The sequence below is a fragment of the Collinsella aerofaciens genome, from assembly GCF_015552075.1.
GTDB classification, from domain to species: Bacteria; Actinomycetota; Coriobacteriia; order Coriobacteriales; family Coriobacteriaceae; genus Collinsella; species Collinsella aerofaciens_Y.
In genome coordinates this window covers 15,031-39,144 of record NZ_JADNDZ010000070.1, presented here as the reverse complement: position 1 = coordinate 39,144, position 24,114 = coordinate 15,031, and the positions used below count along the sequence as shown (strand labels likewise).

Sequence of the window (24,114 nt, the reverse complement as noted above, 5' to 3'; positions counted from 1 at the left end):
AGTTCCGCACGCAAAGAAGGCCACTTAATGTGGCCTTCGTCTTGCGCAGGACTGTTTGAAATTTGGAGGAAACACCCCGGCGACTCGGGGCTTCCCCGGCCTCGCAGCTACGAGAGCGACGTTCTCAGCAACTCGTTGAAGAGCTTCGGGTTGCCCTTGCCGCGGCTCGCCTTCATGCACTGGCCCATCAAAAAGCCGATGACCTTCTGGTTGCCGTCACGATACTGCTGCGCCTGTTCGGCACAGTTTGCCAGCACCTCGTCCACAATCGGCTGCAGCGCGCCGGCATCGCTCACCTGACGCATACCGCGCTCGTCGACGATCTTGTTGGGGTCGTCGCCGGTCTGGGCCATGGCCTCAAAGACCTCGTGCGCTTGGTTGGAGCTGATGGCATCGGTCGCCAGCAGCTTGGCCAGCGCTGCCACCTGAGCCGGCGCAATGCCGGACTCGGCAAGCGACACGCCCGCGCCCTTAAGATAAGCAATCATCTCGTTCACCAGCAAGTTTGCGACCGTCTGGGCCTCCTTGCCGGCCATACCGGCAGCGGCGGCCTCAAAGAAGTCGGCAAACTCCGGATCGCCGGCAATCTGCTCGGCATCGGCCGTCTTAATGCCAAAGTCGGCCTCAAAACGGGCGCGCTTGGCATCGGGCAGCTCGGGAATCTCGCCACGGCAGCGGTCGATAAACTCGTCGTCCAGATCGAACGGCACCAGGTCGGGATCGGGGAACAGACGATAGTCGTCGGCCGTCTCCTTCACGCGCATGACCACGGTGCGCTTGCGGCTGGGCTCCCAGTGGCGGGTCTCCTGATAGATGATGCCGCCCTCCTCGAGTACCTCGGCCTGGCGGCAGATCTCGTAGGCAAGGCCGTCGTGCAGGCTCTTAAACGAGTTGAGGTTCTTGAGCTCGGTCTTGGTGCCCAGCTTGGTCTCTCCGCGGCGGCGCAGCGACACGTTGCCGTCGCAGCGCATGGAACCCTTCTCCATGGAGCAGTCCGAAATGCCCAGCGTCACGAAAATGCGACGGAGCTTCTCCATAAACAGGCGCGCTTCCTCGGGCGTGCGCAGGTCGGGCTCGGTGACGAGCTCAATCAGCGGCGTGCCGCAGCGGTTGTAGTCGACGAGCGACTCGGCCGCGGCGGTAATGCGGCCCTCGGCGCCGCCCACGTGGACCATCTTGGCGGCGTCCTCCTCCATGTGGATGCGCAGGATGCGGATGGGCACCGTGTAGGAACCGTCCTCGCGACGCTCGGGCATCTGCAGGTTGGACGCGTCGTAGCTGGCCAGGTGGCCGGCACGTTGATTGCCCTCGCGCATGGTAGAGGACATGGACGTGGACAGGCCCTCGGCGTTGGCCGAGGCGCTCGCCAGGCTCTGGGCCTCGGCCTCGCCAAACGCGCAGTCGGGGCGCTCGGCGGCACCGCGACCGGTCACGTCCAGGTCCAGATGGCCGTACATGGCAAAGGCGACCGGACCCTGCGTGGTCTGGAAGTTCTTGGCCATATCGGGATAGAAGTAGTGCTTGCGGTAGAACATCGAGTGGCGCTGGATCTCGCAGTTGGTGGCGAGACCGGCCTTGACGATGCTCTCGATGGCGCGCTTGTTGGGCACCGGCAGGGCGCCGGGCAGGCCCAGGCACACCGGGCACACGTTAGCGTTGGGCTCGTCATCGTGGCTGAGCTTGCAGTTGCAGAACATCTTGGTATCGAGTGCGGTGAGCTCGGTATGGATCTCCAGGCCGATCACGGCCTCCCAATCCTGCAGGACCTCGGAAAGCTCCTTCATTACAGCTCGCCTCCCTTCCCGGCAAAATCGGGCGCGACGGAAAGCGCGGGCGCACCCGTGGCGGCATCGGCAAAGCCGCGCTCAAGGGCGCGGGCAAACGTGAGCAGCTGACGGTCCTTAAAGGCCGGACCCACCAGCTGGGCAGAAACGGGCAGCTTGCTGTCCTCGCCCAGACCCAGCGGCACCGAGATACCACCGTTGCCGCAAATGTTGAGCGAGATGGTGTACAGGTCGGAGAGGTACATCTGCGTGGGGTCGCTGATCTCGCCAAACTTAAAGGCCGTGCGCGGCGAGGCGGGCATGAGGATGGTGTCCACCTTGGCATACGCGGCGTCGTAGTCCTGCGTGATGAGCGTGCGGGCCTTTTGCGCAGCGTAGTAGTACTTGTCGTACACGCCCGAGCTCAGCAGGTAGGCGCCAAGCATCTGACGGCGCTTGGCCTCGGCGCCAAAGCCGTGGGCGCGCGAAAGCGAGCTCTGGTCGGACAGGTTGGCGCAGCCCTCCTCCTGATAGCCGTAGCGGATGCCGTCAAAGCGGGCCAGGTTGGAGAACGCCTCGGCCGGGCCGATGACGTAGTAGGCGGCGATGGCGGCGTCCAGGTGCGGCAGGTCGACCTCGACCAGCTCGGCACCCTGGTTCTGCAGCTCCTGGGCGGCGCGCTGAACAGCGGCCTTGACCTCGGGCGTCAGGCCCTCAGCCTCCATGAACGCGGGGATGATGCCCACGCGCTTGCCCTCGATGCTGTCGTTGAGGTGCTCGGTAAAGTCGACGGCACAGTCCTGGCTGGTGCAGTCGTACGGATCGTGGCCCGCGCCGGTAAGCGCGTTCATGGCCAGCGCGACGTCCTCGACCGTACGGCCGAAGGGGCCAACCTGGTCGAGCGACGAGCCAAAGGCCACCACGCCGTAACGGCTCACGGCGCCGTACGTGGGCTTAAGGCCCACCACGCCGCAGAGCGCCGCCGGCTGGCGGATGGAGCCGCCGGTGTCCGAACCCAGCGAGAGCGCGACCTCGCCCGCGGCAACGGCGGCAGCGGAGCCGCCCGAGGAGCCGCCGGGCACGCGCTCGGTATCCCAGGGGTTGTTGGTACGGTGGAAGGCCGAGCTCTCGGTAGAGCTACCAAAGGCGAACTCGTCCATGTTGACCTTGCCCATGGGCAGGCAGCCGGCGTCGAGCATACGCTGGACGCAGGTGGCGGTGTAGACGCTCTGGTAATCCCCGAGCATGCGGGAAGCGCAGGTGGTGCGCGTACCCACGAGGTTCATGTTGTCCTTGATGGCCAGCGGCACGCCCGCGAGCGGGGGCAGCGGCTTTCCGGCGGCACGGTCGGCATCCACGCGCGCGGCGGCCTCGAGCGCGAGCTCGGGCGACACCTGCAGGAACGCCTGGACCCCGCCCTCGCGCGCCTCAACGGCGGCAAGGGAGGCCTGAGCCACCTCGGTAGCGGTAAAGTCACCGGCGGCAACGCCCGCGGCAACCTGGGCGGCGGTAAGGGAATCGAAGCTCTGGGCCATTACTCGCTCTCCCCCTCTCCCAAAATGGACGGCACGCGGAAGTAGCGGTCACGCGCGCTGCCGGCGTTCTCGAGCGCAACGTCGAGCGGCAGGTCGCGCTCGGGCTCGCGCAGGTCATCGCCCATCACGTTGGACAGGCTTCCGATGGGATGGAACGTGGGCTCCACGTCGGGCAAGTCATATTGCAAGACGGGCTCGAGCATCCGGACGGCGTCGTTCATGTAGGACGTCATCTGGGTGAGCTCGTCATCGGTCAGTGCGATCTTTGCGTACTCGGCGATGCCGCGCACGTCTTTCTCGCTGAGTGCCATAGGCGCTCCCTTCCGCATAACAGATAAACCGCTCTAGTATACAAGGCAACGCCGCTTGGAGCAGGCGCTTTACCTAAATGCAGCGAAAACGTAACGAGGGCGGCGGGCTGGCAGGCGGCGGGCTGGCGGTTCTGCAGCGAAACCGCACCGCCCACAGCGAAAACCATCACAACATTCGATACTTTTCGCCAAAATCGCGATTTTCATCGAATGTTGTGATGGTTTGGAAGCCCCCCGACCACCACAAAGGTGCCTGTCCCCATTGTGGTGGTTCTGGAGAATGTCTTATGCCGAGGCCTTGGCCTTGCGGCGCTTGCGGACCGCGTGGATCACGATGTCCAGCAGCAGCAGCACAATGGCCACGACCACGATGAGCACGGCGAACTCGCGCTTGCCCCAGTGGCGGCCGGCCAGCGACTTTTGCTTGTCTACGTCCTTCTTGTTGTACTTGGTGCGCACGCAATGCACCAGCAGACGGTGGTCGTTCACGCCGTAGGGCGTGCAGGTAACGAGCGTCACCTTGTCGGCGCCGGGCTCGATGGTCAGCGACTCCATCTCCTCGGGCAACACGACCTCGGAGTCCACCATCTTGTAGGCGAGCGTCTTGTTCATGGTGTGCAGCAGCACCAGGTCGCCGGACTCCAACGAATGAATGTCGTCGAACATGCTCAAGTTGCGCATGCCCGAGTGCGCGGTGAGCACGCAATGCGTCGAGGTGCCGCCCACCGGCAGGCTCGTGCCCTCCAAGTGGCCGACGCCCGCCATGAGGACTTCCTCGCTCGTGCCATGGTAAATGGGCATGCTCACGTCGATGGAGGGGATTTCGACCCAGCTCATCATGGGGTCGCGGTCAAAGATGAGCTGCTGGTCGTAGGGTTCGATCTGGTCGGCGGGAAGCTCGGTGGCCTCGCCCGCCAGTTGCTCGTTATAGGAGCGCGCCTGTAGCAGGATGCGCTCGCGCTCCTCTTCCGACAGCGCGTCCACGGTGCTGGACACGGTGCTGATCTGGTTGAACACGCCCGAAGCTTCGAGCCGGTCCAAGATCCACGGCCAGGTCATAAGGCCCACGCCAATAAGGATGATGACGATGGTGACGAGCCGATCAGCCCAGCGCGGCAGTCGCTTGCGGCGGCGCTTGGGCTTTGGTTGAGGTTTGGGCTGAGGGCTTGAGCCGCCGTTGTCCGCAGCGTTATTGCTCTTCATATGTTTGGCGCCCTGCACCATCGCCGGTCACTCCTCTACAACTCAAGTTGTCTAAACAAATAATAGCCGATTAGCGAACTTCTGCCGCGGGTAACGCAGCTAGGACCGAAACGCCGCCTACGGTTCGAATTCTTGAAGGCCTTCTACAGCGCTTCTTGCCATGGATATTCCTTTCCAAACATGCGATCGACTTCGAGCTGAATTCGCTCATCGTCGATTGCCGCCAAAGATAGCGCAAGCGAAATGTCGTCGACGCGGGAGGAGTCGGCAAACACGGGCGCATAGCGCCACACTTGGATCAACGCCGTTTCGTTATCCGGCAACTCCCCGTCTGCGACTTCGAGGTTGCTCAGTTGACGCCATGCACTTCTTAAGACGGCCTTTTGTTCCATACCCGGCGTAGCGAGCATGGAACGCGCAGCGAGCGCCGTCTCCCCGGCGTCAGCAAGATAGTCGATCCGCGGCGTCTTCCTTGCAAAACAGACCTTCGAGACTGGCGAGGAGAGCTCTGCCATGTGCTCGCTGAGCAGAAGATCAACGGCAACAGGGAACACAACGACACGTCGCTCGCGACGCTCGCGCTTCGCGAGCCCCCTGTCAACAAGCTCGGTTATGGCCTCACTCGCGCGGCTTGCCGAAATCCCAAGCGCACGACAAAGGTCATAGGGACGATATGGCTCCTGGGCTGCTCCCCAGATTGCGGCAGCCTGCGCGTTGGGCGACATCTTGGTCGCGTGATTGCGAAACCGGGCACCGCCCCTCTCCGTGCAAGCTGTGCCCATAAATGGAAGAAAAGCCTGTCTACCGGGACAGACAAAGGGAATCCCTTGTGCGACCAATGCTTTGCGCTGACGTGCATCGGCATCAGGAAACGAAACGACAACAGGAGTCTCCGCACGCAAGGCTAGCTGACTATAGACCCTCTTAGCCTCGGGAAGCCCGACGCCAGTAGGCAAACTTGCAAGCAAAAACGAAAAACCGTTTGCGTCAACAACGCGGACCTCAATCGCACGCAGATGCAGCGGCAAGCGTGCGGATCCAGGCCAAACTTTGGCCTTGGCGGAGAGGCCTAGTGCTTCTTGTAAGTAGATTAGCGCTTCGTTCATTTCCATCGTTTTCGTTTGATTCCAGTTTTAATTGGAATTGTACATTATTTTCGGAATTAACGAGATTCCTTTCGTGCATAAGCCAGCATTTGAGTTTTCAAAATGTCCCGGATCGGCGGGGCGATTCGGGATACAATGTCTATAGAAAACGACGCACCCCGCGTAAGTGTTGAGAGCGCGGGCGGCCTAGTTTTCAGCTTTTGTTAAATGCCCGGAATCCGACCCCCGGGCATTCTTATTTGCGCTTGTTGCGGCGCAAATGCCTTCCACCGTCCGCACTGCGCGTGCGCCTACGGACCTTAAACCGAACTTCATACGAGTCAAGAAACGCGATGACGGATGAGTCCGCATCGGACGGTGGAGGCTGCCTGTGTTATCCAAAAAGAACGGGGCAAACTCCAGTGCGGAGTCTGCCCCGAAAAGAGAATAGCAAAGCAAGAACGTGGATGGACGAGAAAAGTGTCCGCAAGTCTCATGGCCATCACATCCCACCTGCCAAAGGGATGGGTGAGCGAGCGTTACTCCTGCTCGGACTCCTCAGCCTGCTTACGGCTGCGGATGAGGTGCGCCACGCCGATGCACAGCACCGCGCCACCAGCGATCCAGGTGAAGGTCACGCCGTTGAGACCGGTGAGCGGGAGGTTGGAGCCCTTCTTGTTCTTGACGGTAAGGGTGACGGTGCCGCCGTCGACTGACGGGGTAACCATGGTAGCGGAGTCAGGTTTCTGCACAGTAACCTTCAGCGTATTTACAGCTGTTTTTTCGTCGAGCGCCACACCCTCGTCTTTATTAAGCCCCTCAGGCTTGATAGTGAAGGTAAAGTCGTCCAGCGTATTGTAGCCAGGGTTACTGCCCTCGACCTCGTGCACCGTGTAGGTACCAGCATCGAGACCCTTGACATTAATCTTGCCGCCATTCGCCGTTTTGAACTTATAGGCCTCATTGACAAGAGTGCCTTCGCTGCCGACATACATATCCTTGGAGCCAACATCGTCAGGATCGGTTGCTTGGATGGTGAACTCTACATTGTCAATCTTAGTAGTATCAGAATCAGCATCCTGCTTGATAAGCTTAAGCGCGTAGGTGTAGTCGCGGACGGTATCGGGCACAGACTCACCCGTTCCTTCGCCCATGGGATTGTTGGAATAAATGAGTTTTACGGCGTTGTCGTTACCTGTGCCGCCGACAGTAACGTTCGTAGCCTTCGTGGGATCAAGCATAGCGGTGTAAGTGACAACGACATTGGAGCTACCGTCGAGCGCCGCGTTAGCCTGTTCCGCAGCGGTCTTGAGGTCGGCAAACTTTACAGTCAACGTGTTAGTTGCATCAATCGAAACATCGTAACCGGTCTTGGCGCCAGGAGTCGTGTTGGGTGAAAGGATCGTATCACCGATTTTAACGATGACGCTGCTAGCATCTGCCGTCAGACCGTCAGAAAGCTTATCGCTGAACTCATAATGGTAAGTATCGAACGTTGCGATATTGCTGGCAACGGTGCCAGTCAGCTTATATTCAACTTTCTGGCCCATCTGCGAGTCGGCCTTGTCGGCCCAATTGCTGCCGTCGTCGTTTTTGACTTTCTTCACAACTGTGGGAATGCTGGTCTTCTCGGTAACGGTCACGAGAGCGTCGCCGACAACAGCGAAGATCGGCGAAGTACCAGTATTCTTCTTCACTTCCTGATCGGTGCTCAAGGTGCTCTCGTCAGTCACAAAGAGATAATAGCCTTGCAGGGCATTTCCGTTCCCGTCCTGGGGCTTAAAGACATCGTCGGTGGTAAAGGAAGAACCCGTCTGGCCTACGCTCTTCACGACCTCCTTTGCCAACCCGTTGAACAGATTGTCGGTTTCAATGGGGGTCGTCTCGCCGGTGCCATCTGCATGATCGGTCAGATACTTAGCAGCAGCTTGTGCTGAGGAGCTAAGGGTGATACCAGAGTTGGGTACCTTTGAAAGATAGTTCAGAACCGCATCCTTCGCCTTAGGGCTCGCCCAATCGATGTTCGAAACGACCTTGCTCGACCCGTCGGTTCCATCCACAACATCGGCCTTGAAAATCTGGTAGGCCTTGTACGTCACATCGCCATTCTCATTGTTCTTGTTGATCTTGATGCTATTGGTCGTAGTAGCCACATCATCAGCAAACGCCATCGTGACCGGGGCCATGACGCCGCCGAAGCTCAGCGCTGCGGTGAGGCCTGCCGTCACTGCCAGGCGGGCGATGTTCTTGCTCATACTCATCTTCTTTTCCTCTGCTTTCTGCTTGAAGTCCATTTGATCTAAAACCATCTGTCTGTGTCTAAGCATTTGCTTGGTTATGTCTCGCCCCGCTCTCTGTGGGGCCATTGGCTACTCTGCATGGTTGCCGCCTCCCCGCTTGATCAGGAGCGCGACCACGAGGAGTGCGGCTCCGGCGACCGCTGCGGCGGCCGCGGCGTACATTGCCATATCGCCTGTCGAGGGCATAAAGCCTCCGGTGATAGTGCTAGGGGGCGTGCCGGTGGGCGTGTTGATGAGCGACGCCTCCAGGCTGCCCGTCGACCCGTCCGCGCTGTCGGCGCGCAGGGGCGACTCGGCGGTGATGGTGAGCTTGGGCTTGGCGGCGGCCACCTGTTTAACGTCCAGGCCCTCGGCGTTGACCGTCACGGAGCGCGTGCCCTCAAAGGCGGTGTAGCCCTTGGGTGCCTTGAGCTCACGGACCTCCAGCTTGCCCGAGTCCACGCCCGAGACGGTCACGCGGCCGTCCTCGCCCGTGGTGACGGTGGCCTTGCCCTCCGCATCCCACGCGCCATCGGCCGCCAGCGTGCGACCGCGGTCGTCGGTGATGCTCAGGACCGCCCCGGGCAGCGGCTTGTCGCCGTCGCTGCCGCGCTTGGTGAGCGCGAGATCCCAGGTGTAGGCCGTCGCGTCATCGCTCGGCGTGCGGGTGAAGCCGGCGTCGCCGGACTGGTCGGCAAAGGGAGAGCGCGGGTAGCGCAGGTAAACCTCGTTGGGGTTGCCCTTCGCGATGCCGTGGTTGCATGCGCTGTTGAGCGGCGCGTTGTACACGGCGACCACGCGGGCGCCCGCGGTGAAGGCGTCGGCCCCGCCGAGCGCGGCGATGAGGTCGCCGGTGCGCACGGTGAAGGAGTTCCCCTCGACCGAGACCCTGCACTGGGCCGTGATGTCGGTCCAGCCCTTGGCGGGCTCGGTGCCGGCACGGCCGTCCTTGCCGGTCGAGACGGCGTCGAAGCCTCCCTCGGCCCCCGCCGCCACGTACACGTGCATGCTCGCGGCGACCTTGGAGGGGTCGAGCCCCGCGCTCATGGTGTCGACGAACTGCACCGTGTAGGTGTCGTAGGCGGTGAGGCCCGCCGGGACCGTGGCCGAGAGGCGCCAGTACAGGTCGTCGGCGACCGTGGCGTCGGCGGCCTTGCCCCAGGCGGCGGTGCCGTCCTCCAGCACGTGCTTGGCGACCTTGGACGTCGCGGCCTTGGGCTTGACGGTGACGGCGCTGCCGCCGACCAGCACCATGATCGGCGCGGTGCCGACCTCGTTCTGGGCGATGGCATCGTCGTCGGCGACGATGAGCCAGTAGCCGCAGGGCAGCTCGGCCGCCGCGCCCGCGTTAAGGGCCACGGACACGGCGTCGGAGCTCTGGAGGGAACGAGCGAGCTGTGCGCTCAGCGCGCTCGTAAGGTGAGAATCGTCGTTGAGCCACTCGGCAGCTTTCTGCGCGGTGGTCTGGGACTTGGGCATGCCGGCGCTGTGCAGCACAGGCAGGACAGCGTCGCGCGCGGCGTCGTTTGCCCAAGCGAGGTCGGTGGCGATCTTAGCGTCGCTGTCACCGTCGACGACGTCGGCGCTAAAGATCTGGTAGGCATCGTAGCTGCTCGCCACGGCGCCGCTCACCGTGATGGAACCTTTCGAGGTCGGCGCGGCCTGCGCGGAAGCGGGGAACACAACCGCGCAGGTACCGATCAAGAAGGCAAGCAGCGCAAACAAGATCGGGAAGGAGCTAACATTCTTATTCACGACGCTCACCCCCCTTCGCATTCGCCTTGCGACGAATGTGCATCCAGGCCGCAGCAGCGCAAAGCACCGCCGCGCCGGCAAGGTACGTCAGAGTGACGCCCGACATACCAGAAAGGGGCAATGAGGTGGAGTAGGTGTTGGTGAAGGTGGGGGTGTCGGTCTTGGTTTCCGCGCCGTTGGCGTCGACCTCGTAATAGGCCGGCGTGCAGGTCAGATGTCCTTTGCCGTCATCCTTTGCCGTCACCACGACCTTGAAAGTCTTTGTGTCGTTCTTGTAGCCTTCGTGCTCAGTGCCTTCGTTCCCGTCGGCGGGGCATTCACGGATGTAGTAGGTGAACTTCGCCTGCTGATTGCTATCGAGCTCATCAACGCCTAGTGGGCCGATTTGTACCGGATTGAACTTTACTGTCTGAGGGTTTTCTGACCCAGAAGTATATGTATATATGGGCTGAAAAGTTTTCTCCGTGTTGTCGGTATTCTCAGCATACAACTTGAACTTGAACTTCTTCATCTCGCCGCCATCGACCTTCTTGGTCACCTGAGGCGTCCAGGTGCCTGAGGTCTTGTAGGGAGCAAGTTCGTTCATAAATGCAGGATTGGAGCCGTTGCCGATTTTTACGGTCGAGACGGCACTGTCAGCCGTATCCGTGCTCCAGCTATAGAAGCCATCATAATCAGTGAATTCGGTACCGTTTTTCTTTTTGACGGATACTTTGGATGTGTTCGCATCAACCACATAGCGATTAATGTTGATCCCCAAAAGGCTAGTTGTAACCGGATTAGCGCTGACGCTCACATGAATTTTATAGATGGTCTTATCGAATGTGGTGCCCTCCTCATTGATGGGGACCTCAACCAGGTAAAGGTCGTAATTACCCGACTGATAGTTCGCGGCAGTATCAATGACAATCTCACCGTCTTCATTAACGGTAACCGCAGACGTCGCCTCGCATCCGTTTGCGTTGAGTGTGCCGTCCTCATTCCAGTATGGTTCATTGGATGAATTGGCAGGTGCGCCCAGGAGCTCAAACTGATAGGAATGATTCTTGAGATCTTGTTTAGCGCCATCCTTTATAAGGAACTTGTTGGCCTTGACTTTAATTGCAGGGTACACGTCCAAGGCAGCGGCGTCGCCAACGACAAGATCGCCGTTGGTCATAATGCCGCCACCGTGGGTGTAGGAGTAGTTACCACTGATGATGGTCGTAGCCGCTGTCTTCGCCTTTCCCATGGCCTCATCAGTCGGATGGGCCTCAAGACCGAACATGTACTTGGCCTCGGCACCGCCATTTGGGTCGATGGTAATCGGATTTCCATCGCAAGTGCCCTGCCAACCAGCCGATCCGCCGCCGAGCATCTTGCCAAGAACGACAGCGATCGTCTTATCCGCGCCATCTTTATTACGTACCAGGAAGAAATCCTTATGGCCGGCGCTTTTGAAGTCAGGCGTGATGTAATCAGGATCCTGGTCTTGCTTTTTGCCATCGCCACCAGCGGAATAATGGGGTGTATCCAATGTAGCGCCATCTTGGTCAACGTTATCAGTATTGCCATAGATAGCAGCACCATTGGAGTGTGAAACGATCGTCTCGCCCGTAGGACATGCGCCAATTCCGCCGCTCCAGCCACCGGCCTTATTGTCAGTGATGAGCGATTTGAGAATGGTGAGTCTACCGTTCTTCTGAATGAAGATACCGCCGCCGCCCCAGTCGCCTTTGCGACCTTCGCCAGAGTTAGAGCCCGTCATGGTCTTGTTGTTGGTGATATATATCTTGCCGTCAGCGTCAGCGTCAATTGTCGCGTGCGTATCAGTGCTGATACGCAGACCGCCGCCTTCGGCGTTCTCCGCCACGTTGCCCGCGATTGTACCGCCCGTCATTTTGAACGTAATCTTCTGGTTCCAAAAGCCAGCGTAGATTCCGCCGCCAGCCTCATGGGAGTAATTGGCCGTAACGGAGCCGCCCGTCATAGTTAGCGTTCCATTGGTGGTAGACGCAATGCCGCCGCCGCCGAGCAGGCCGTTGTTATAAACGTTACTGTCAGCAACGCGAGCGTTAGCTCGGTTGTTAGTTATAGTGGCAGATCCACTGATGGTAACGTTTGCGCCCTTGGTGTAAACACCGCCGCCGTAACCGCCATCATTGGTGTTATCTCCATTGTTGATAGTGTTTGCATACGTAGCGTTGCCCGAGATGACACCACCGGAGAGATTCAGCGTGGCATTCTCAGCATAAATGCCGCCACCAGAAGCGGCCTTGTTCGCGGCAATCACGCCGTTGGTCATGTTGACTGTGACTTTCGCGCCTACTACGCACAGGCCGCCGCCCCAGCCTCCGCGCTGCTGATTAAGATTCGCGCCAGTGATATAGCCGCCGCTGATATTCACTTGGGTATCGTTATTCTTGCCTTCGGCAAAAATAATATGGCCATTGTTAGCCAAGTTATTCGGCGTTGTGATCATACCGCCGGTGAGGTTAAGCGTACCGCCATCCTGAACGGAAATGACCTGTTGAACCGATCCGCTTTCGGACGCACCGATAATTGCACCGAAGCCGCTGACGACATGCTTAGTTGTGGTTTCAGTGGTGCCAAGGCGGTCCTCATTAGGCACACTTGATGTCACATAGTAGGTAAGAGTAGCTTTGTTGCTGGCATCCCATGCCATGATTGCGGGCTGGCCGGGATGATCACCATCAACAAGAGAAGTCGTATCGATTGGTGTTGCAGAGTCCTCAATGGTAAGTGCGCCACTCTTAACCGTAATGAACGTGTCGTTGCTGCCGGTGCGGTAATTAAGCTTGTGCCCCGCAAGGTCGATCGTGGTGTTTTGGCTGATGGTGATTGATGTACTCGAACTAATATCAGCCGCAAGACGCAGCTTTTCGGGCTTCTTCTCCATGGCAAGATAGGTAGTCCAATCATCGTCACTCTCCAGCAGCGTGTAACCGTCCGTATCTTGTTGAAGTCCGTGAGCCTCACCTTCATTTGCAATAGTAGCGACCTTATAGACGGGCTCTCCATCATCCGCAGGTTGCGCAGCACCCTCGGCTTCCGCGTCATCAGACAACGGATCTGCCTCGGAAGCATCGTCGCCAGTCTCGCCGCCCTCGACCTCGTCACTATTCTGGTTTTCGACATCCCCGCCAGTGTTGTCTACATCAGTAGACTCACTTGAGGAACCCCCCCCATTACAGTTTTCTCGGTAGAGGCTGCCTGGGCATCATTAGCAATGGCCTGGGAGATCGGGGGCATGACGAGCGACAGTACCAAGCTCAAGACAGAAGCTCCGCACAAAACACCCGCTATCACACGATGCGCCGCTTTATTACCTTGCTTAGATTTATTTGAATTTGCTGTCATCGATGCCTCCTCCCCAAGAGACCGCGATCCTGCTCTTTCGCTATCTAACCGGCACGCAGTCAATATTTATACGTGCCTTACATTGGTAAGTTTAGCCATTGTTTAAACATGTGGGGCGTCTTTTTCTTCCATTTTAGCGTCGAAAAATCTTTATTCTTGACAATTGCTCAAAGTATGCATTGTTTTATTGAATTCTATTATTTAAAAACAGCAGGTAGATTTGTTGTCTACTTTAGGTAATTCATACTTTGTTGTTATTTGTACAACATTTTATTTTTAGTAGCATATTCTGCGAGCGGTCGATTTGTAGCTGTAAACGGTAGAGCGTTTGCCTGCTCTGACAACCTGCCAGCTAGATTGCCTATTAGTAACGACCGACATATATCATGATGTTTATACATCAACATTTAAGTTCGCGGGAAACTGCCTCGGCATAAATAGCGCCCCGCTCGCCAGTCTTAGAACAAACCGCCACAAAGGTGTCCCCTTCGTGGTGGTTTGCCCCAGCGCTACAGCAGATGCTCCTCGATAAAGATCGCGATGCCGTCTTCGTCGTTGCTGGCGGTTACATAGTCCGCAGCGGCGCGGGTGGCATCGCTGCCGTTTGCCATGGCCACGCCCACGCCGGCGTCGGCCACCATGCAGGTGTCGTTATCCGCGTCGCCAAACACGCAGATGTTCTGGAGCTCCATGTCGTTAAGCTCCGCCACGCGCACAAGGCCGCGCGTCTTGGACACGCGCGGATCCATGAACTCGTAGAGCCGCTGCGTGGTTTGCAGGGCGGCCGCCTTAACGGTGTCGTCGGCGAACGTCGATGCGCGCTCGATGGCCTGCGGCATCACCTCGGGCGCCATGGTAAACATCACCTTGGGCTGCGGTTCGCGCAAGAACTCGGCAAAATCGACCACCTTATAGGGCACGCCGTCGACACGCGATAGATGCTCGACGCACGCGTTGGTCTCGGGAACGTAGAACACGCCGTCTCGGGGGCAAACGGGCGTTGCCGGAAGGTCCGCCATGTGCTTGCAGATGCGCGCGATGGTTTCGCCCGGCAGCGGGTAGCTCAGCTCGTTGATGCCGTGTGTGCGGTCGATGACCTCGGCGCCGCCACAGCCCACCATCACGTCTACCAGACCGTCGATGCCCCAGAGCTCATACATGGCCTCGGTCGCGTGGGCGTCGCGCCCGGTGCACAGGCCAAAGAGCACGCCGCGCTCGCGCAGGGCGCGGATCGCGGCCACGGTGCGCGGGGACACCGTGTGCTCGCTTGTGAGCAGCGTGCCGTCGATATCGCAGAACACGGCTTTGATGTGGCTGAATGTGGCGTCCATGGGGGTCTTTCTAGGTAGCGTGGCGGTGTGGGATGCGGGCGGATGTGACGTTCATGGTATACCAAGGCGCGCACGGGCGCGTTGGAGCAAAAACCACCACAAAGGTGCCTGTCCCCTTTGTGGCGGCTTGTGGTGTTCGGGTCTCAGCACAATCCATCACAACATTCGACGTTTTTCGGCAAAATCGCGATTTTCATCGAATGTTGTGACGGTTTCTTACCGTTCTGCAGCACGATCAAAATGCTTGCGTCCAAACAGCAGCAGCGCCGCGGGAACTGCCGTTACGACCAGGCCCGCGCCTACGAGTGTCTGCTGCACGCCAAATGTCGACGCCAGCCACGGGGCGATCGCTAGCGGCGCCACGCCGGCGAACATGTTACCAAAGCCCATGACCGAGTTGACGCGGCCGAGCTGCTCGAGCGGCGCCGTCGTTTGCACGATGGTGTTGTGGAGCGGGTTGACGACGCCCCAGGCCACGCCCAGGGCGATCTGGCCGATGAGCGCCACACCCACGTACGGCGTGCCCACGTAAAGCAGGCTTCCCAGACCCACGGACATAAGCGCCACGAGCAGCGTTTTAAGACTGACGAGGCGCGGCGGCATGCGGAGCGCGACCACGGCGCCCAACACCGCGCCCACACCGCAGGCCGACGATAGCCAGCCCATCCACTCGACACCGACGTGCAAGACATCGCGATAGAAAAACGACTCCAGCGGATCGAAGGCGCCGTAGCCAAAGTTCGAGAGGAAGATGATGCAGAAGAGCAGGGCGAGGACGCTGTTGGTGAAGACTGTCTTGATGCTGGTCGCGAAGGTGGCGCGGACGGACGTGCTGGGGTTGGAGTGATTAGCTTGGCCCGCGTGCTCCCCCTCCTCCGCCGAATCGTTGTTCGCTTGCCCGGCGATGTGGCCCGCCTGCGGTCTAAAACCCCAGCCGGCAATGAGTGCAAGCAGGGTGAACAGCATCATAAGCACGAACACCGCGCGCGACGATGCCGCCGCCGCGGCAAAGCCGCCCAGCGTGGGGCCGACGATGATGCTCACGTTGGAGAACATGGTAATGGTGGAGTTGATGTCTTTGAGCTCGACGGGGTCGTCGGTGAGGTATGCCGGGTAGGACGTGGCGATGGGCTGAGCGAACCCCATCACAAAACCCAAGAGCGCCGCGCCGGCAAGGACTGTTCCGGTCGCGCTGCCAAAGGCGATGATCGCCGCGCCGGTTGCCAGCGTGCCGACGATGCTCAGGAAGAAATGACGGCGCGGGCCCCAGGCGTCGAGCGCAGCGCCGCCCGCAAAGGACCCCAGGATCACGAAGACGTTCATAAACAGAACGGCCAGCGACGTCGCGACGACCGAAGCGCCGTCCGCATAGGTGAGCGTTCCGATAACGCCGATAAAGTAGCTGGTTTGAAAGCCGGTGTAGATGAGAAACCGCATTGCCACCAGGCGCTTAGCCTGAGCAGACAACGATGGTTGGGATTGTGAGAATAGCGATAGGGACATGGGCGCTCCTTGTTGCATACGAATACGGGCCGCGGGCATTGACCGCCGACCATCGACTCAATCTTTCCGTATGCAACGTTAAGGACGCATCGGGACTCTTCTCTCCGTTTTTGCCAGCACGAACTACTTGGTAGATTTTAAGGCATGTCCCAAAGATCTACCAGAGCAAAAACCACCACAAAGGTGTCTGGCCCCTTTGTGGTGGAATTGATGTTTGCCCAGATAAAACCTGCCAAAATAAACCTGTCCCTTTTTGGCAGGTCTATGTTATGGCGGCGCAGCGAGCCGGTTCCAAGTGCCCCAGGTCGCCCCGAAAGAGGAGCGACGCGTACTTTGGTACGCGAGCGACGGCTTGAGGGGCGAGATGGGGTGCTTGGGGCCGGCGCAGCGTCAAGCCTGAAGGTGGTCTTGGATCAGGTCGCAGATGGCTCGGGCGTCGTTGATGTTGATGGCTCGGGTCGCGAAGCCGGCATCGAAGGCCTGACGTGCCAGGGCCTCGTTGCAGGCAAGGGCCAGCGTGTGACCGTCGACCAGGTCGAGCGAGCTCTTGCCGCGCAGACGGTCGACACCGGAGCGCGCGACGACGATGTTGTCGAAGCCCTCGGTCTTGTAGCCCTCGATAATCACCACGTCGACATCGTTGTAGCGCGACAGCAGCTCGCGCGCGGGCATCTCGTCCTCCTCGCGCGTGTCGGCGTACTCCGCCCAACGCGTGGCGCAGATGAGGCCCACGTGCTTGGATCCGGCCTGGTGATGGCGCCAGGTGTCCTTAGCGGGCACATCGATATCAAAGCCGTGGTGCCCATGATGCTTGAGCGAACCCACGCGCAGACCGCGGCGGGTGAGCTCGGCAATAATCTTCTCGACGAGCGTGGTCTTGCCCGAGTTTTGGTAGCCGATAAACGCGATCGCGGGGACGGCCGGTGTCGGAGCTGCGGCCGCGACGGCGACGGGTGCGGGCGCGGGCGCGGCACCGTCAGCGGCCACGGACTCAACGGCAGCGGCCTGACGCTCTGCACGATCCCACACGCCCGAGCGGCCGCCCTCCTTGTGCAGCAGGCGCACGTCGACGATCTCCATGCCGCGGTCGACTGCCTTGCACATGTCGTAGATGGTCAAGCATGCGGCACTCGCGCCGGTCAGCGCTTCCATCTCAATGCCGGTCTTGCCCGTCACGCCCGCCGTGACCAGCACGTGAAAGCCAACCTGTCCGTCAGGACGCGCCGGCGCCCAGCCCTCGGGCGTCTCGTCGGCCGGCGTTCCCGCCGGAGCGATGGGCGCAATGTCGCACTTGCTCTTGGTAATGAGCAACGGATGGCACATAGGGATGATGTCGCTCGTGCGTTTGATGGCCATGATGCCCGCCACGCGGGCGCAGGCAAGCACGTCGCCCTTCTTGGCGCGGTCCTGCAGCACCATGGCTTGCGTCTCGGGATGCATGAGGATGGTGCCCTCGGCGATGGCAATGCGATGGGTCTCGGCCTTGTCGGACACGTCGACCATACGTACCTCGCCCTTGGCGTCCACGTGCGTCAGCTCGTCGCGACGGGCGTCACGGGCGGGCTCGGTGGCAGCGCTGGCAGTCGGCTGCGCGGTCGTGGCGACATCGCCGGCCGCAGCCGTGACTTTGTGGGCAGACATCGCGGCCCTGCGAGCGGCCTTGGTGGCATCGGCGTACCTGCTCTTGGCCATATGATCATCCTCCGATTTGGGACATAAATCGTTGCGTGCCCTCAATTATCGCGTGTTCCTGCGGTTTGTGGGCCACGGCATCGCGCCAAATCGAAAGTACCTGCATATCATCACCACGGCGCAGCGCCTCACGCACCGAATACTCGGCATCGCTAAACAGGCACGGACGCACGTTGCCGTCGACCGTCAGGCGCAGACGGTTGCAATTCGCGCAAAAATGGTTGGACATGGCGCTAATAAAGCCAACCGTTCCCGCCGCGCCCGGAAAGTGCCAATAGCGCGCAGGGCCCGCGCCGGCAGGAGCGTCGTTGATGTCGAGCGGCTCGAGCTCGCCCAGTCCCGCCGCGGTGGCCCCGGCATTGATGCGCGCCCGCAGCTCGTCGCTCGGCACGGTATCGCTCGCGTCCCACAGCTCAGGATTGAGCGCGGGCGCATGAGGGTCCACAGCGCAATGCGAGCTCGTACGCTCGTCGCCGATGGGCATGTATTCGATAAAGCGCAGGTGGATGGGGCGGTCGACGGTCAGTCGTGCGAGGGCTGCTACATCCTGGTTGAGTCGGCGCACAACAACGCAGTTGACCTTAACGGGCTCAAAGCCCCAGGCCAGTGCCGCGTCGATGCCTGCCATGGTCTGCTCGAGTCGACCCAGGCGCGTGATCTTTCCAAACAGCGTAGGGTCGAGTGTGTCGAGCGAGATGTTGACGCGGTTAAGCCCGGCATCTTTGAGCTGCGGCGCCAGCTTGGGCAGCAGGACGCCGTTGGTGGTGAGCGAGATGTCCTCGATCTGCGGGATCGCGCGGATGTCGCGAATGAGCGGGATGATGCGGCGGCTGACCAGCGGCTCGCCACCCGTCAGGCGCACGCGGCGAATGCCCTCCCCCGCCACCAAGCGCACAAAGCGGGCGATTTCCTCGGCACTGAGCAACTCGTCATGCGCGCGGGGCGCCACGCCATCGGCCGGCATGCAATAGATGCAGCGGAAATTGCACTTGTCGGTAACGGCAATGCGCAGGTAGTTGATATCGCGGCCAAAGCCGTCATGTTGCACGTGCCCGTCCACGCAGCCCTCCCCTCACGCGGCGTTTTATTCTTCGGAAAACATAATACCCCACGAGAGAATCATGCCGACACCCGTACGACAGGACAGGTCGCTTCGAGCAAAACGGACTTTCCAAGCCCATCCTCAGCACAGACCATCACAACATTCGGTGCTTTTCTCGTTTTCGGCAAAAAACGTCGAATGTTGTGATGGTTTGCCTGCCCACAGCACCCCGAAGAAGGACCAAAGCGTCCCTAAAGGCTGCCGTCCCAGTGCCGAATCACGAATTCTCGCAGGTCGTTTTGCCGCTTCTGGAATGCCTCGCTTCGGTCGCACTTAAGGCCCATAGCGAGCGCGATGGCGTTCATCGCCCGGTGCAATTGCAGCTGGTGGGCAAACTGAGTCCCGGTGAGGACGATCATCCTAAAGCCCAGCGCGCTCAGCACGGTCATACGCTCCGCATCCGACGCGCTGCGCTGTTTATCAAGATGGTCCGAACCGTTGTATTCAATTCCCGTACCGCTTGTAGGCGCATATACGTCGATCTCGAAATACCCGGCCTTAGCGAGATACTTGAACTCGTTGGGAACATCGACCCTATGGTTGAGCTCGATCTTGACGTATCCCAGCCCGCCCTGGGAACGTTTTGCTACGACCATGATTGCGGTGGCCGTCTCCATGGGCGATCGCGCGCCATCGTGTACGCGCTTGAGCACGGCAGCCGCGCGTATGGCCCCCTGACGAGATCGGTTCTCATTGCAATAGGCAATCAAGTCGGCAACGGTATACCTCTGCCCCATCTCGATATAATCGCCTGTCGACAGATGATTCAAATGGTATCGGGCGCAGATTTCGTAGCCATATTCCAGCTGCTCGGGCTCGCTCATCCACGAACCCGCTTGGACAAAGCACATGAGCTCATCAACCACTAGAAGGCCCTCTGCCACCTCGATAAGATGGTCCGAAGGAATGGGCGCCCCAAACACATGGCGTCGGAGACCCGCCGGCCGAGAGCGCTCGAAATCGAAGCTAACCAGCGTGTCAATACGGTCGAGCTCCTCATGTGGGATGCCAAGTGAGGCCAGATAGTCGGTAACAATCTCGACCGCCGCAGATATTCTCAGCCCCTTGGCATCTAGTCCCAATTTGGGCAAGCCCGCAGTCGGCTCCGCCTCGTCGGCAATCGAGTCCTCATCGTATAGGCTGCTTGCTCGCGAGAGCGGCTCGGACAGGCGCGCCACGTTGTGGTACAGCCAGGCAGTCTTATGGGACAGGACAATCGGCAGGTCCATGAGCCCTCCAATGGGTCGGATAACCAACCTTATTCCCCTGCTCGCGGATTCGCACACCTTCGCATGCAAGTTAGCGATTCCGCCTGGTCGGATGACAGAAAAACCGTCCCAACATTCGATGCTTTTCCTGATATTGGCAAAAAACGTCGAATGTTGGGACGGTTTGAGGCGGGGTGAGGAGCATGGAGAGCCAAAGCATCGTGCTCGAACGGGTTAATCCAGCTCTTTTAAGCCATGCGCCAGCTGCCAGTACTCGCCGTGCTGGGCGAGCAGCTCTTCGTGCGTGCCGCGCTCGATGATGCGGCCGTGTTCGAGGACCATGATCGCGTCGGCGTCGCGGACGGTGGACAGGCGGTGCGCGATCATAAACGTGGTGCGTCCGCGCATGATGCGGTCCATGCCGCGCTCGATGAGCTTTTCGGTGCGTGTGTCGATGGAACTCGTGGCCTCGTCCAGGATGAGCACCGGCGGATCGGCCACGGCCACGCGCGCGATAGCGAGCAGCTGCCGCTGGCCCTGTGACAGGTTAGCACCATCGGCCGTAACCGGCGTGTCGTAGCCTTGTGGCAAGCGGCGGATAAACGAGTCGGCGCAGGCGGCCTCGGCGGCAGCGCGCACTTCCTCGTCGGTCGCGTCGAGCTTGCCAAAGCGGATATTCTGCGCAATGGTGCCGCTAAACAGGTGCGTATCCTGCAGCACAATGCCGAGCGACCCGCGCAGGCTGGCCTTGGCGATGTGCTTGACGTCGATGCCGTCGTACGTGATCTCGCCGTCATCGACCTCGTAGAAGCGGTTGATGAGGTTGGTGATGGTCGTCTTTCCGGCGCCCGTCGAACCCACAAAAGCGATCTTTTGTCCCGGCTTGGCAAACAGGTTGAGGTCCGTGAGCACGCGCGTGCCCGGCACGTAGGAAAAGTCCACGGCATGGAAGCGCACGTCGCCGGCAAGCGGGACGAGGCCGGTGACAAGCTCGGTGCCGTCGGCAGCCACCGCACGGCCCGCGTCATCGACCGAGGCCACATCGTGCAAATGCCCGTACGCGCCCACGCCACGGCCCTCGGGAATCTTCCACGCCCACGCGGACTCGCCCGTCTGCACCAGCTCCACGCAACCCTCGTCCACCTCGGGCTCAAGGTCCATTGCGGCGAACAGGCGCTCAGCACCGGCCAGCGCGTTGAGCAAGAAGTTGCCCAGCTGCGTGAACTGGTTGATGGGCATGGCCGCCTGGCGCACAAAGACCAGGTAGCTCGCGAGCGCGCCCACGTCGGCCAGACCGTTGATGCAGAGCATGCCGCCCGCCACCGCGACGATCGCGTAGTTGGCGTACCCGATCACCACGGTCATGGGCACCATCGAGTTGGCATAGGCCTGCGCGGCGCCACCGGTGCGGCGCAGCTCCTGGTTGCGCGCATCGAAACCGGCCACGTTGGCCTGCTCGCGATTAAAGACCTTGATGACCTTTTGGCCCGAGACCATCTCTTCGATATATCCGTCCAGGTCGCCAAGCGATGCCTGCTGGGCGGCAAAGAAACGCTTAGAGCGCGCACCCGAGTAGCGCGCATACAGCACAATGGCCGCATCGCACACGAGCGTGATAATCGTGAGCTGCCAGTTAAGGATGATGAGCATGGCCGTGGTGCCCACAACCTGAATGGCGGCCTGAATCACGTTGGCAAAGCTGTTGTTGAGCGCCTCGGAGACCGTGTCGACGTCGTTGGTGAAAAAGCTCATGATGTCGCCCGAGCGCGTGCTGTCAAAATAACTGAGCGGCAGCGTCTGGATGTGCGCGAACAGGTCGCGGCGAATATCGGACACCACGCGTTGGGCCGCGCGCACCATAATCTGAGAGTAGCCCAGGGCCGAGAGTACGCCCGCGGCGTAGATGATCGCCGTCAGGATGACCTGCTTGGTAAGCAGTTCCTCCCCGCCCGTGGCCAAACCGTTAACGATGGGACGCACCATGTAGGTGCCGACGAGGCTCGCGATGGCGGCGACGGAGGCGAGCACGCCCACCGCGAGCAACGAGAACTTGGCATGCCCCATGTAGGAGAGCAAGCGGCGCACAGTGCGCTTGAGGTCGGCCGGGCGTGCTTGGGCTGCGGTCTTAGGCATGGCACTCACCCCCTTCCAAGGGTGATCTGCTGGGGACGGAGGAGAACGGATCATTCGCGCAGCCATCGTCGCAGCCGTCGCCGGCGTCCGCGTTCCCCGCAAACTCCATCTGCGAGGCGTAAATCTCCTGGTAGATGTTGTCGCTCGCCAGCAGTTCCTCGTGCGTGCCCACGCCGTGGACACGACCGTCGTCCAACACCACAATGCGATCGGCATCCATGACGCTCGCGATACGCTGGGCGATGATGAGCACGGTCGTATCGGGAATCCGAGCGATGTGCTCGCGAATCTTAGCGTCGGTCGCCATATCGACCGCGCTGGTGGAGTCATCAAAAATGAGCACGCGCGGATGCTTGAGCAGCGTGCGCGCGATGCACAGGCGTTGCTTCTGGCCACCCGAAACACCAGCGCCGCCTTGGCCCAACTCGCCGTCCAGCCCGCCGATGCGATCAAGGAACTCGTCCACGCACGCCGCGCGGCAAGCCGCGAGGAGCTCATCGTCCGACGCCTGCGGATTGCCCCACTGCAGGTTCTCACGCACGGTGCCCGTGAACAGCACATTCTTCTGCAGCACAATGCCCACCGCGTCGCGCAAGGTAGCCAGGTCGTAGTCGCGCACGTCGCGTCCGCCCACAAGCACGGCGCCTTCGGTGGCGTCGTACAGGCGCGCAATCAGCTGCACAAGCGAGCTCTTGCCCGAGCCCGTGCCGCCGAGGATGCCCACCGTCGAGCCGCTCTCGATGCGAAGGTCGATATGCTCGAGCACATCCTCGGCTGCATCCGCGCGGTATTTAAAGGAAACGTCGCGAAACTCGATACTGCCGTCCGCTGGCGCCGCAATCGCGAGGTCTCCCGCGGGGTTGGCGATAAAGGGCTCCTCATCGAGCACCTCGGCGATACGGCCCACACTCGTAAGAGCGCGCGTGAGCAGCAAAAACACGTTGGAAATCATCATGAGCGAATTCATGATCAGCAGCACGTAGCTCATAAAGCCCGTGAGCGAGCCCACGCCCAGCTTGCCGGCGAGAATCATGTGGCCGCCAATCCACAGGATGGAGAGCGCAGCCACGTACATCGACAGCTGAAACACCGGCAGGTTGAGCACCGCGTTGCCAAAGGTCTTCGTCGCAGTGCCGGCGAGCTCGGTATTGACGGTGTCGAACTTGGCCTCCTCGTGCTCGGTACGAACGTAGGCCTTGACGGCACGCACGGCGGTGAGGTCTTCCTGTACCACGCCGTTGAAGTGGTCCATCGAGGTCTGGAGTTGGCGGTAGAGCGGACTGACGCGATAGGTGATGGCGCCCAGTACGATTGCCAGCACGGGCAAGATGATCGCAAAGACGGTGGCGAGCGGGCGCGACAGCATCAGCGCGTAGATAAGGCCGACGATAAGCGTCACCGGGCCGCGCACCATAGGGCGAAAGCCGTTGCCCACAGCATTTTGGATAACGGTGATGTCCGTGGTCATGCGGGTGACGAGTGAGCTGGCGTCGTAGTTGTCCAGGTTACCAAAAGCGAGCGTCTGAATCTTTTTGTACTCGGCCTCGCGCAGGTTAGCGCCTAGGCCCGAGGCAACGCGGGCGGACGTGCGGGCATAACCCAAGCCCAGTACCAGCGAAAGCGCGGCGCACACCAACATGTACGCGCCCTGCAGCAGCATGTAGTTGATATCACCCGCAGGCACGCCCACATCGATGATGTTGGCCATGATGACCGGGATAAACAGCTCGAGCACCGTCTCGACCGACACAAAGAACACGCCGAGGATGGCGTCGCGACGGTATGCCCCTAGATAGGAAAACAGTATTTTGAGATTGCGCACGCAGGTTCAACCCCCATCAAACGTTGTTCGCA

The 24,114-nt window shown here is 60.3% G+C and carries 16 protein-coding genes; all 16 read right to left on the bottom strand.

The window, feature by feature from the left end; all coding sequences use genetic code 11:
- Positions 1-107: 107 nt before the first annotated feature.
- Entirely contained in the window at positions 108-1,784 is a 1,677-nt protein-coding gene (gatB, locus tag I2D41_RS04985) for an Asp-tRNA(Asn)/Glu-tRNA(Gln) amidotransferase subunit GatB (RefSeq protein WP_195363738.1), read from the bottom strand.
- Positions 1,784-3,298, bottom strand: a complete 1,515-nt coding sequence (gene gatA / locus I2D41_RS04980) for an Asp-tRNA(Asn)/Glu-tRNA(Gln) amidotransferase subunit GatA (RefSeq protein ID WP_195363737.1) — start codon at positions 3,296-3,298, stop codon at positions 1,784-1,786. The genes gatB and gatA overlap by 1 nt, the downstream gene beginning before the upstream one ends.
- A complete protein-coding gene (gene gatC, locus I2D41_RS04975) occupies positions 3,298-3,609 on the bottom strand; it encodes an Asp-tRNA(Asn)/Glu-tRNA(Gln) amidotransferase subunit GatC (RefSeq protein ID WP_195363736.1) in 312 nt (103 codons plus the stop codon). Before gatC ends, gatA begins: the two co-directional genes overlap by 1 nt.
- A gap of 285 nt (positions 3,610-3,894) precedes the next feature.
- The gene (locus I2D41_RS04970) at positions 3,895-4,812 is read right to left on the bottom strand and encodes a class C sortase (protein WP_195363735.1); all 918 of its coding nucleotides are present in this window, start codon (positions 4,810-4,812) and stop codon (positions 3,895-3,897) included.
- 143 nt (positions 4,813-4,955) lie between these two features.
- Positions 4,956-5,924, bottom strand: coding sequence for a hypothetical protein (locus I2D41_RS04965; RefSeq protein ID WP_195363734.1), 969 nt, complete (start codon positions 5,922-5,924; stop codon positions 4,956-4,958).
- A 512-nt stretch (positions 5,925-6,436) separates the two neighbouring features.
- Positions 6,437-8,152 (bottom strand): isopeptide-forming domain-containing fimbrial protein, encoded by a 1,716-nt coding sequence (locus I2D41_RS04960; protein ID WP_195363733.1) that lies wholly within the window; start codon positions 8,150-8,152, stop codon positions 6,437-6,439.
- Positions 8,153-8,266: 114 nt separating this feature from the next.
- Positions 8,267-9,931, bottom strand: a complete 1,665-nt coding sequence (locus tag I2D41_RS04955) for a SpaA isopeptide-forming pilin-related protein (protein ID WP_195363732.1) — start codon at positions 9,929-9,931, stop codon at positions 8,267-8,269.
- Positions 9,924-12,998: a Spy0128 family protein gene (locus I2D41_RS04950; protein ID WP_195363731.1), complete on the bottom strand. Its 3,075-nt coding sequence runs from the start codon at positions 12,996-12,998 to the stop codon at positions 9,924-9,926. The genes I2D41_RS04955 and I2D41_RS04950 overlap by 8 nt, the downstream gene beginning before the upstream one ends.
- An 86-nt stretch (positions 12,999-13,084) precedes the next feature.
- A complete protein-coding gene (locus tag I2D41_RS04945; RefSeq protein ID WP_195363730.1) occupies positions 13,085-13,291 on the bottom strand; it encodes a hypothetical protein in 207 nt (68 codons plus the stop codon).
- A gap of 509 nt (positions 13,292-13,800) precedes the next feature.
- Positions 13,801-14,622: an HAD family hydrolase gene (locus I2D41_RS04940; RefSeq protein WP_195363729.1), complete on the bottom strand. Its 822-nt coding sequence runs from the start codon at positions 14,620-14,622 to the stop codon at positions 13,801-13,803.
- A 216-nt stretch (positions 14,623-14,838) separates the two neighbouring features.
- Positions 14,839-16,125, bottom strand: coding sequence for an MFS transporter (locus I2D41_RS04935; protein WP_195363728.1), 1,287 nt, complete (start codon positions 16,123-16,125; stop codon positions 14,839-14,841).
- Positions 16,126-16,515: 390 nt separating this feature from the next.
- The gene (mobB, locus tag I2D41_RS10220) at positions 16,516-17,817 is read right to left on the bottom strand and encodes a molybdopterin-guanine dinucleotide biosynthesis protein B (RefSeq protein ID WP_195363727.1); all 1,302 of its coding nucleotides are present in this window, start codon (positions 17,815-17,817) and stop codon (positions 16,516-16,518) included.
- A 4-nt stretch (positions 17,818-17,821) separates the two neighbouring features.
- On the bottom strand, positions 17,822-18,877 hold the full coding sequence (gene moaA, locus I2D41_RS04925; RefSeq protein WP_271741653.1) for a GTP 3',8-cyclase MoaA: 1,056 nt from the start codon (positions 18,875-18,877) through the stop codon (positions 17,822-17,824).
- A gap of 233 nt (positions 18,878-19,110) precedes the next feature.
- Positions 19,111-20,148 (bottom strand): hypothetical protein, encoded by a 1,038-nt coding sequence (locus I2D41_RS04920; RefSeq protein ID WP_195363726.1) that lies wholly within the window; start codon positions 20,146-20,148, stop codon positions 19,111-19,113.
- A 213-nt stretch (positions 20,149-20,361) separates the two neighbouring features.
- Positions 20,362-22,260, bottom strand: coding sequence for an ABC transporter ATP-binding protein (locus tag I2D41_RS04915; RefSeq protein WP_195363725.1), 1,899 nt, complete (start codon positions 22,258-22,260; stop codon positions 20,362-20,364).
- A complete protein-coding gene (locus I2D41_RS04910) occupies positions 22,253-24,082 on the bottom strand; it encodes an ABC transporter ATP-binding protein (RefSeq protein WP_195363724.1) in 1,830 nt (609 codons plus the stop codon). Before I2D41_RS04910 ends, I2D41_RS04915 begins: the two co-directional genes overlap by 8 nt.
- Between the last annotated feature and the right edge of the window lie 32 nt (positions 24,083-24,114).

Coding starts and splice junctions, on each gene's coding strand:
- gatB (WP_195363738.1), bottom strand. CDS start 1,784: ATGAAGGAGCTTTCCGAGGTCCTGCAGGATTGGGAGGCCGTGATCGGC.
- gatA (WP_195363737.1), bottom strand. CDS start 3,298: ATGGCCCAGAGCTTCGATTCCCTTACCGCCGCCCAGGTTGCCGCGGGC.
- gatC (WP_195363736.1), bottom strand. CDS start 3,609: ATGGCACTCAGCGAGAAAGACGTGCGCGGCATCGCCGAGTACGCAAAG.
- I2D41_RS04970 (WP_195363735.1), bottom strand. CDS start 4,812: ATGAAGAGCAATAACGCTGCGGACAACGGCGGCTCAAGCCCTCAGCCC.
- I2D41_RS04965 (WP_195363734.1), bottom strand. CDS start 5,924: ATGGAAATGAACGAAGCGCTAATCTACTTACAAGAAGCACTAGGCCTC.
- I2D41_RS04960 (WP_195363733.1), bottom strand. CDS start 8,152: ATGAGCAAGAACATCGCCCGCCTGGCAGTGACGGCAGGCCTCACCGCA.
- I2D41_RS04945 (WP_195363730.1), bottom strand. CDS start 13,291: ATGACAGCAAATTCAAATAAATCTAAGCAAGGTAATAAAGCGGCGCAT.
- I2D41_RS04940 (WP_195363729.1), bottom strand. CDS start 14,622: ATGGACGCCACATTCAGCCACATCAAAGCCGTGTTCTGCGATATCGAC.
- I2D41_RS04935 (WP_195363728.1), bottom strand. CDS start 16,125: ATGTCCCTATCGCTATTCTCACAATCCCAACCATCGTTGTCTGCTCAG.
- mobB (WP_195363727.1), bottom strand. CDS start 17,817: ATGGCCAAGAGCAGGTACGCCGATGCCACCAAGGCCGCTCGCAGGGCC.
- I2D41_RS04920 (WP_195363726.1), bottom strand. CDS start 20,148: ATGGACCTGCCGATTGTCCTGTCCCATAAGACTGCCTGGCTGTACCAC.
- I2D41_RS04915 (WP_195363725.1), bottom strand. CDS start 22,260: ATGCCTAAGACCGCAGCCCAAGCACGCCCGGCCGACCTCAAGCGCACT.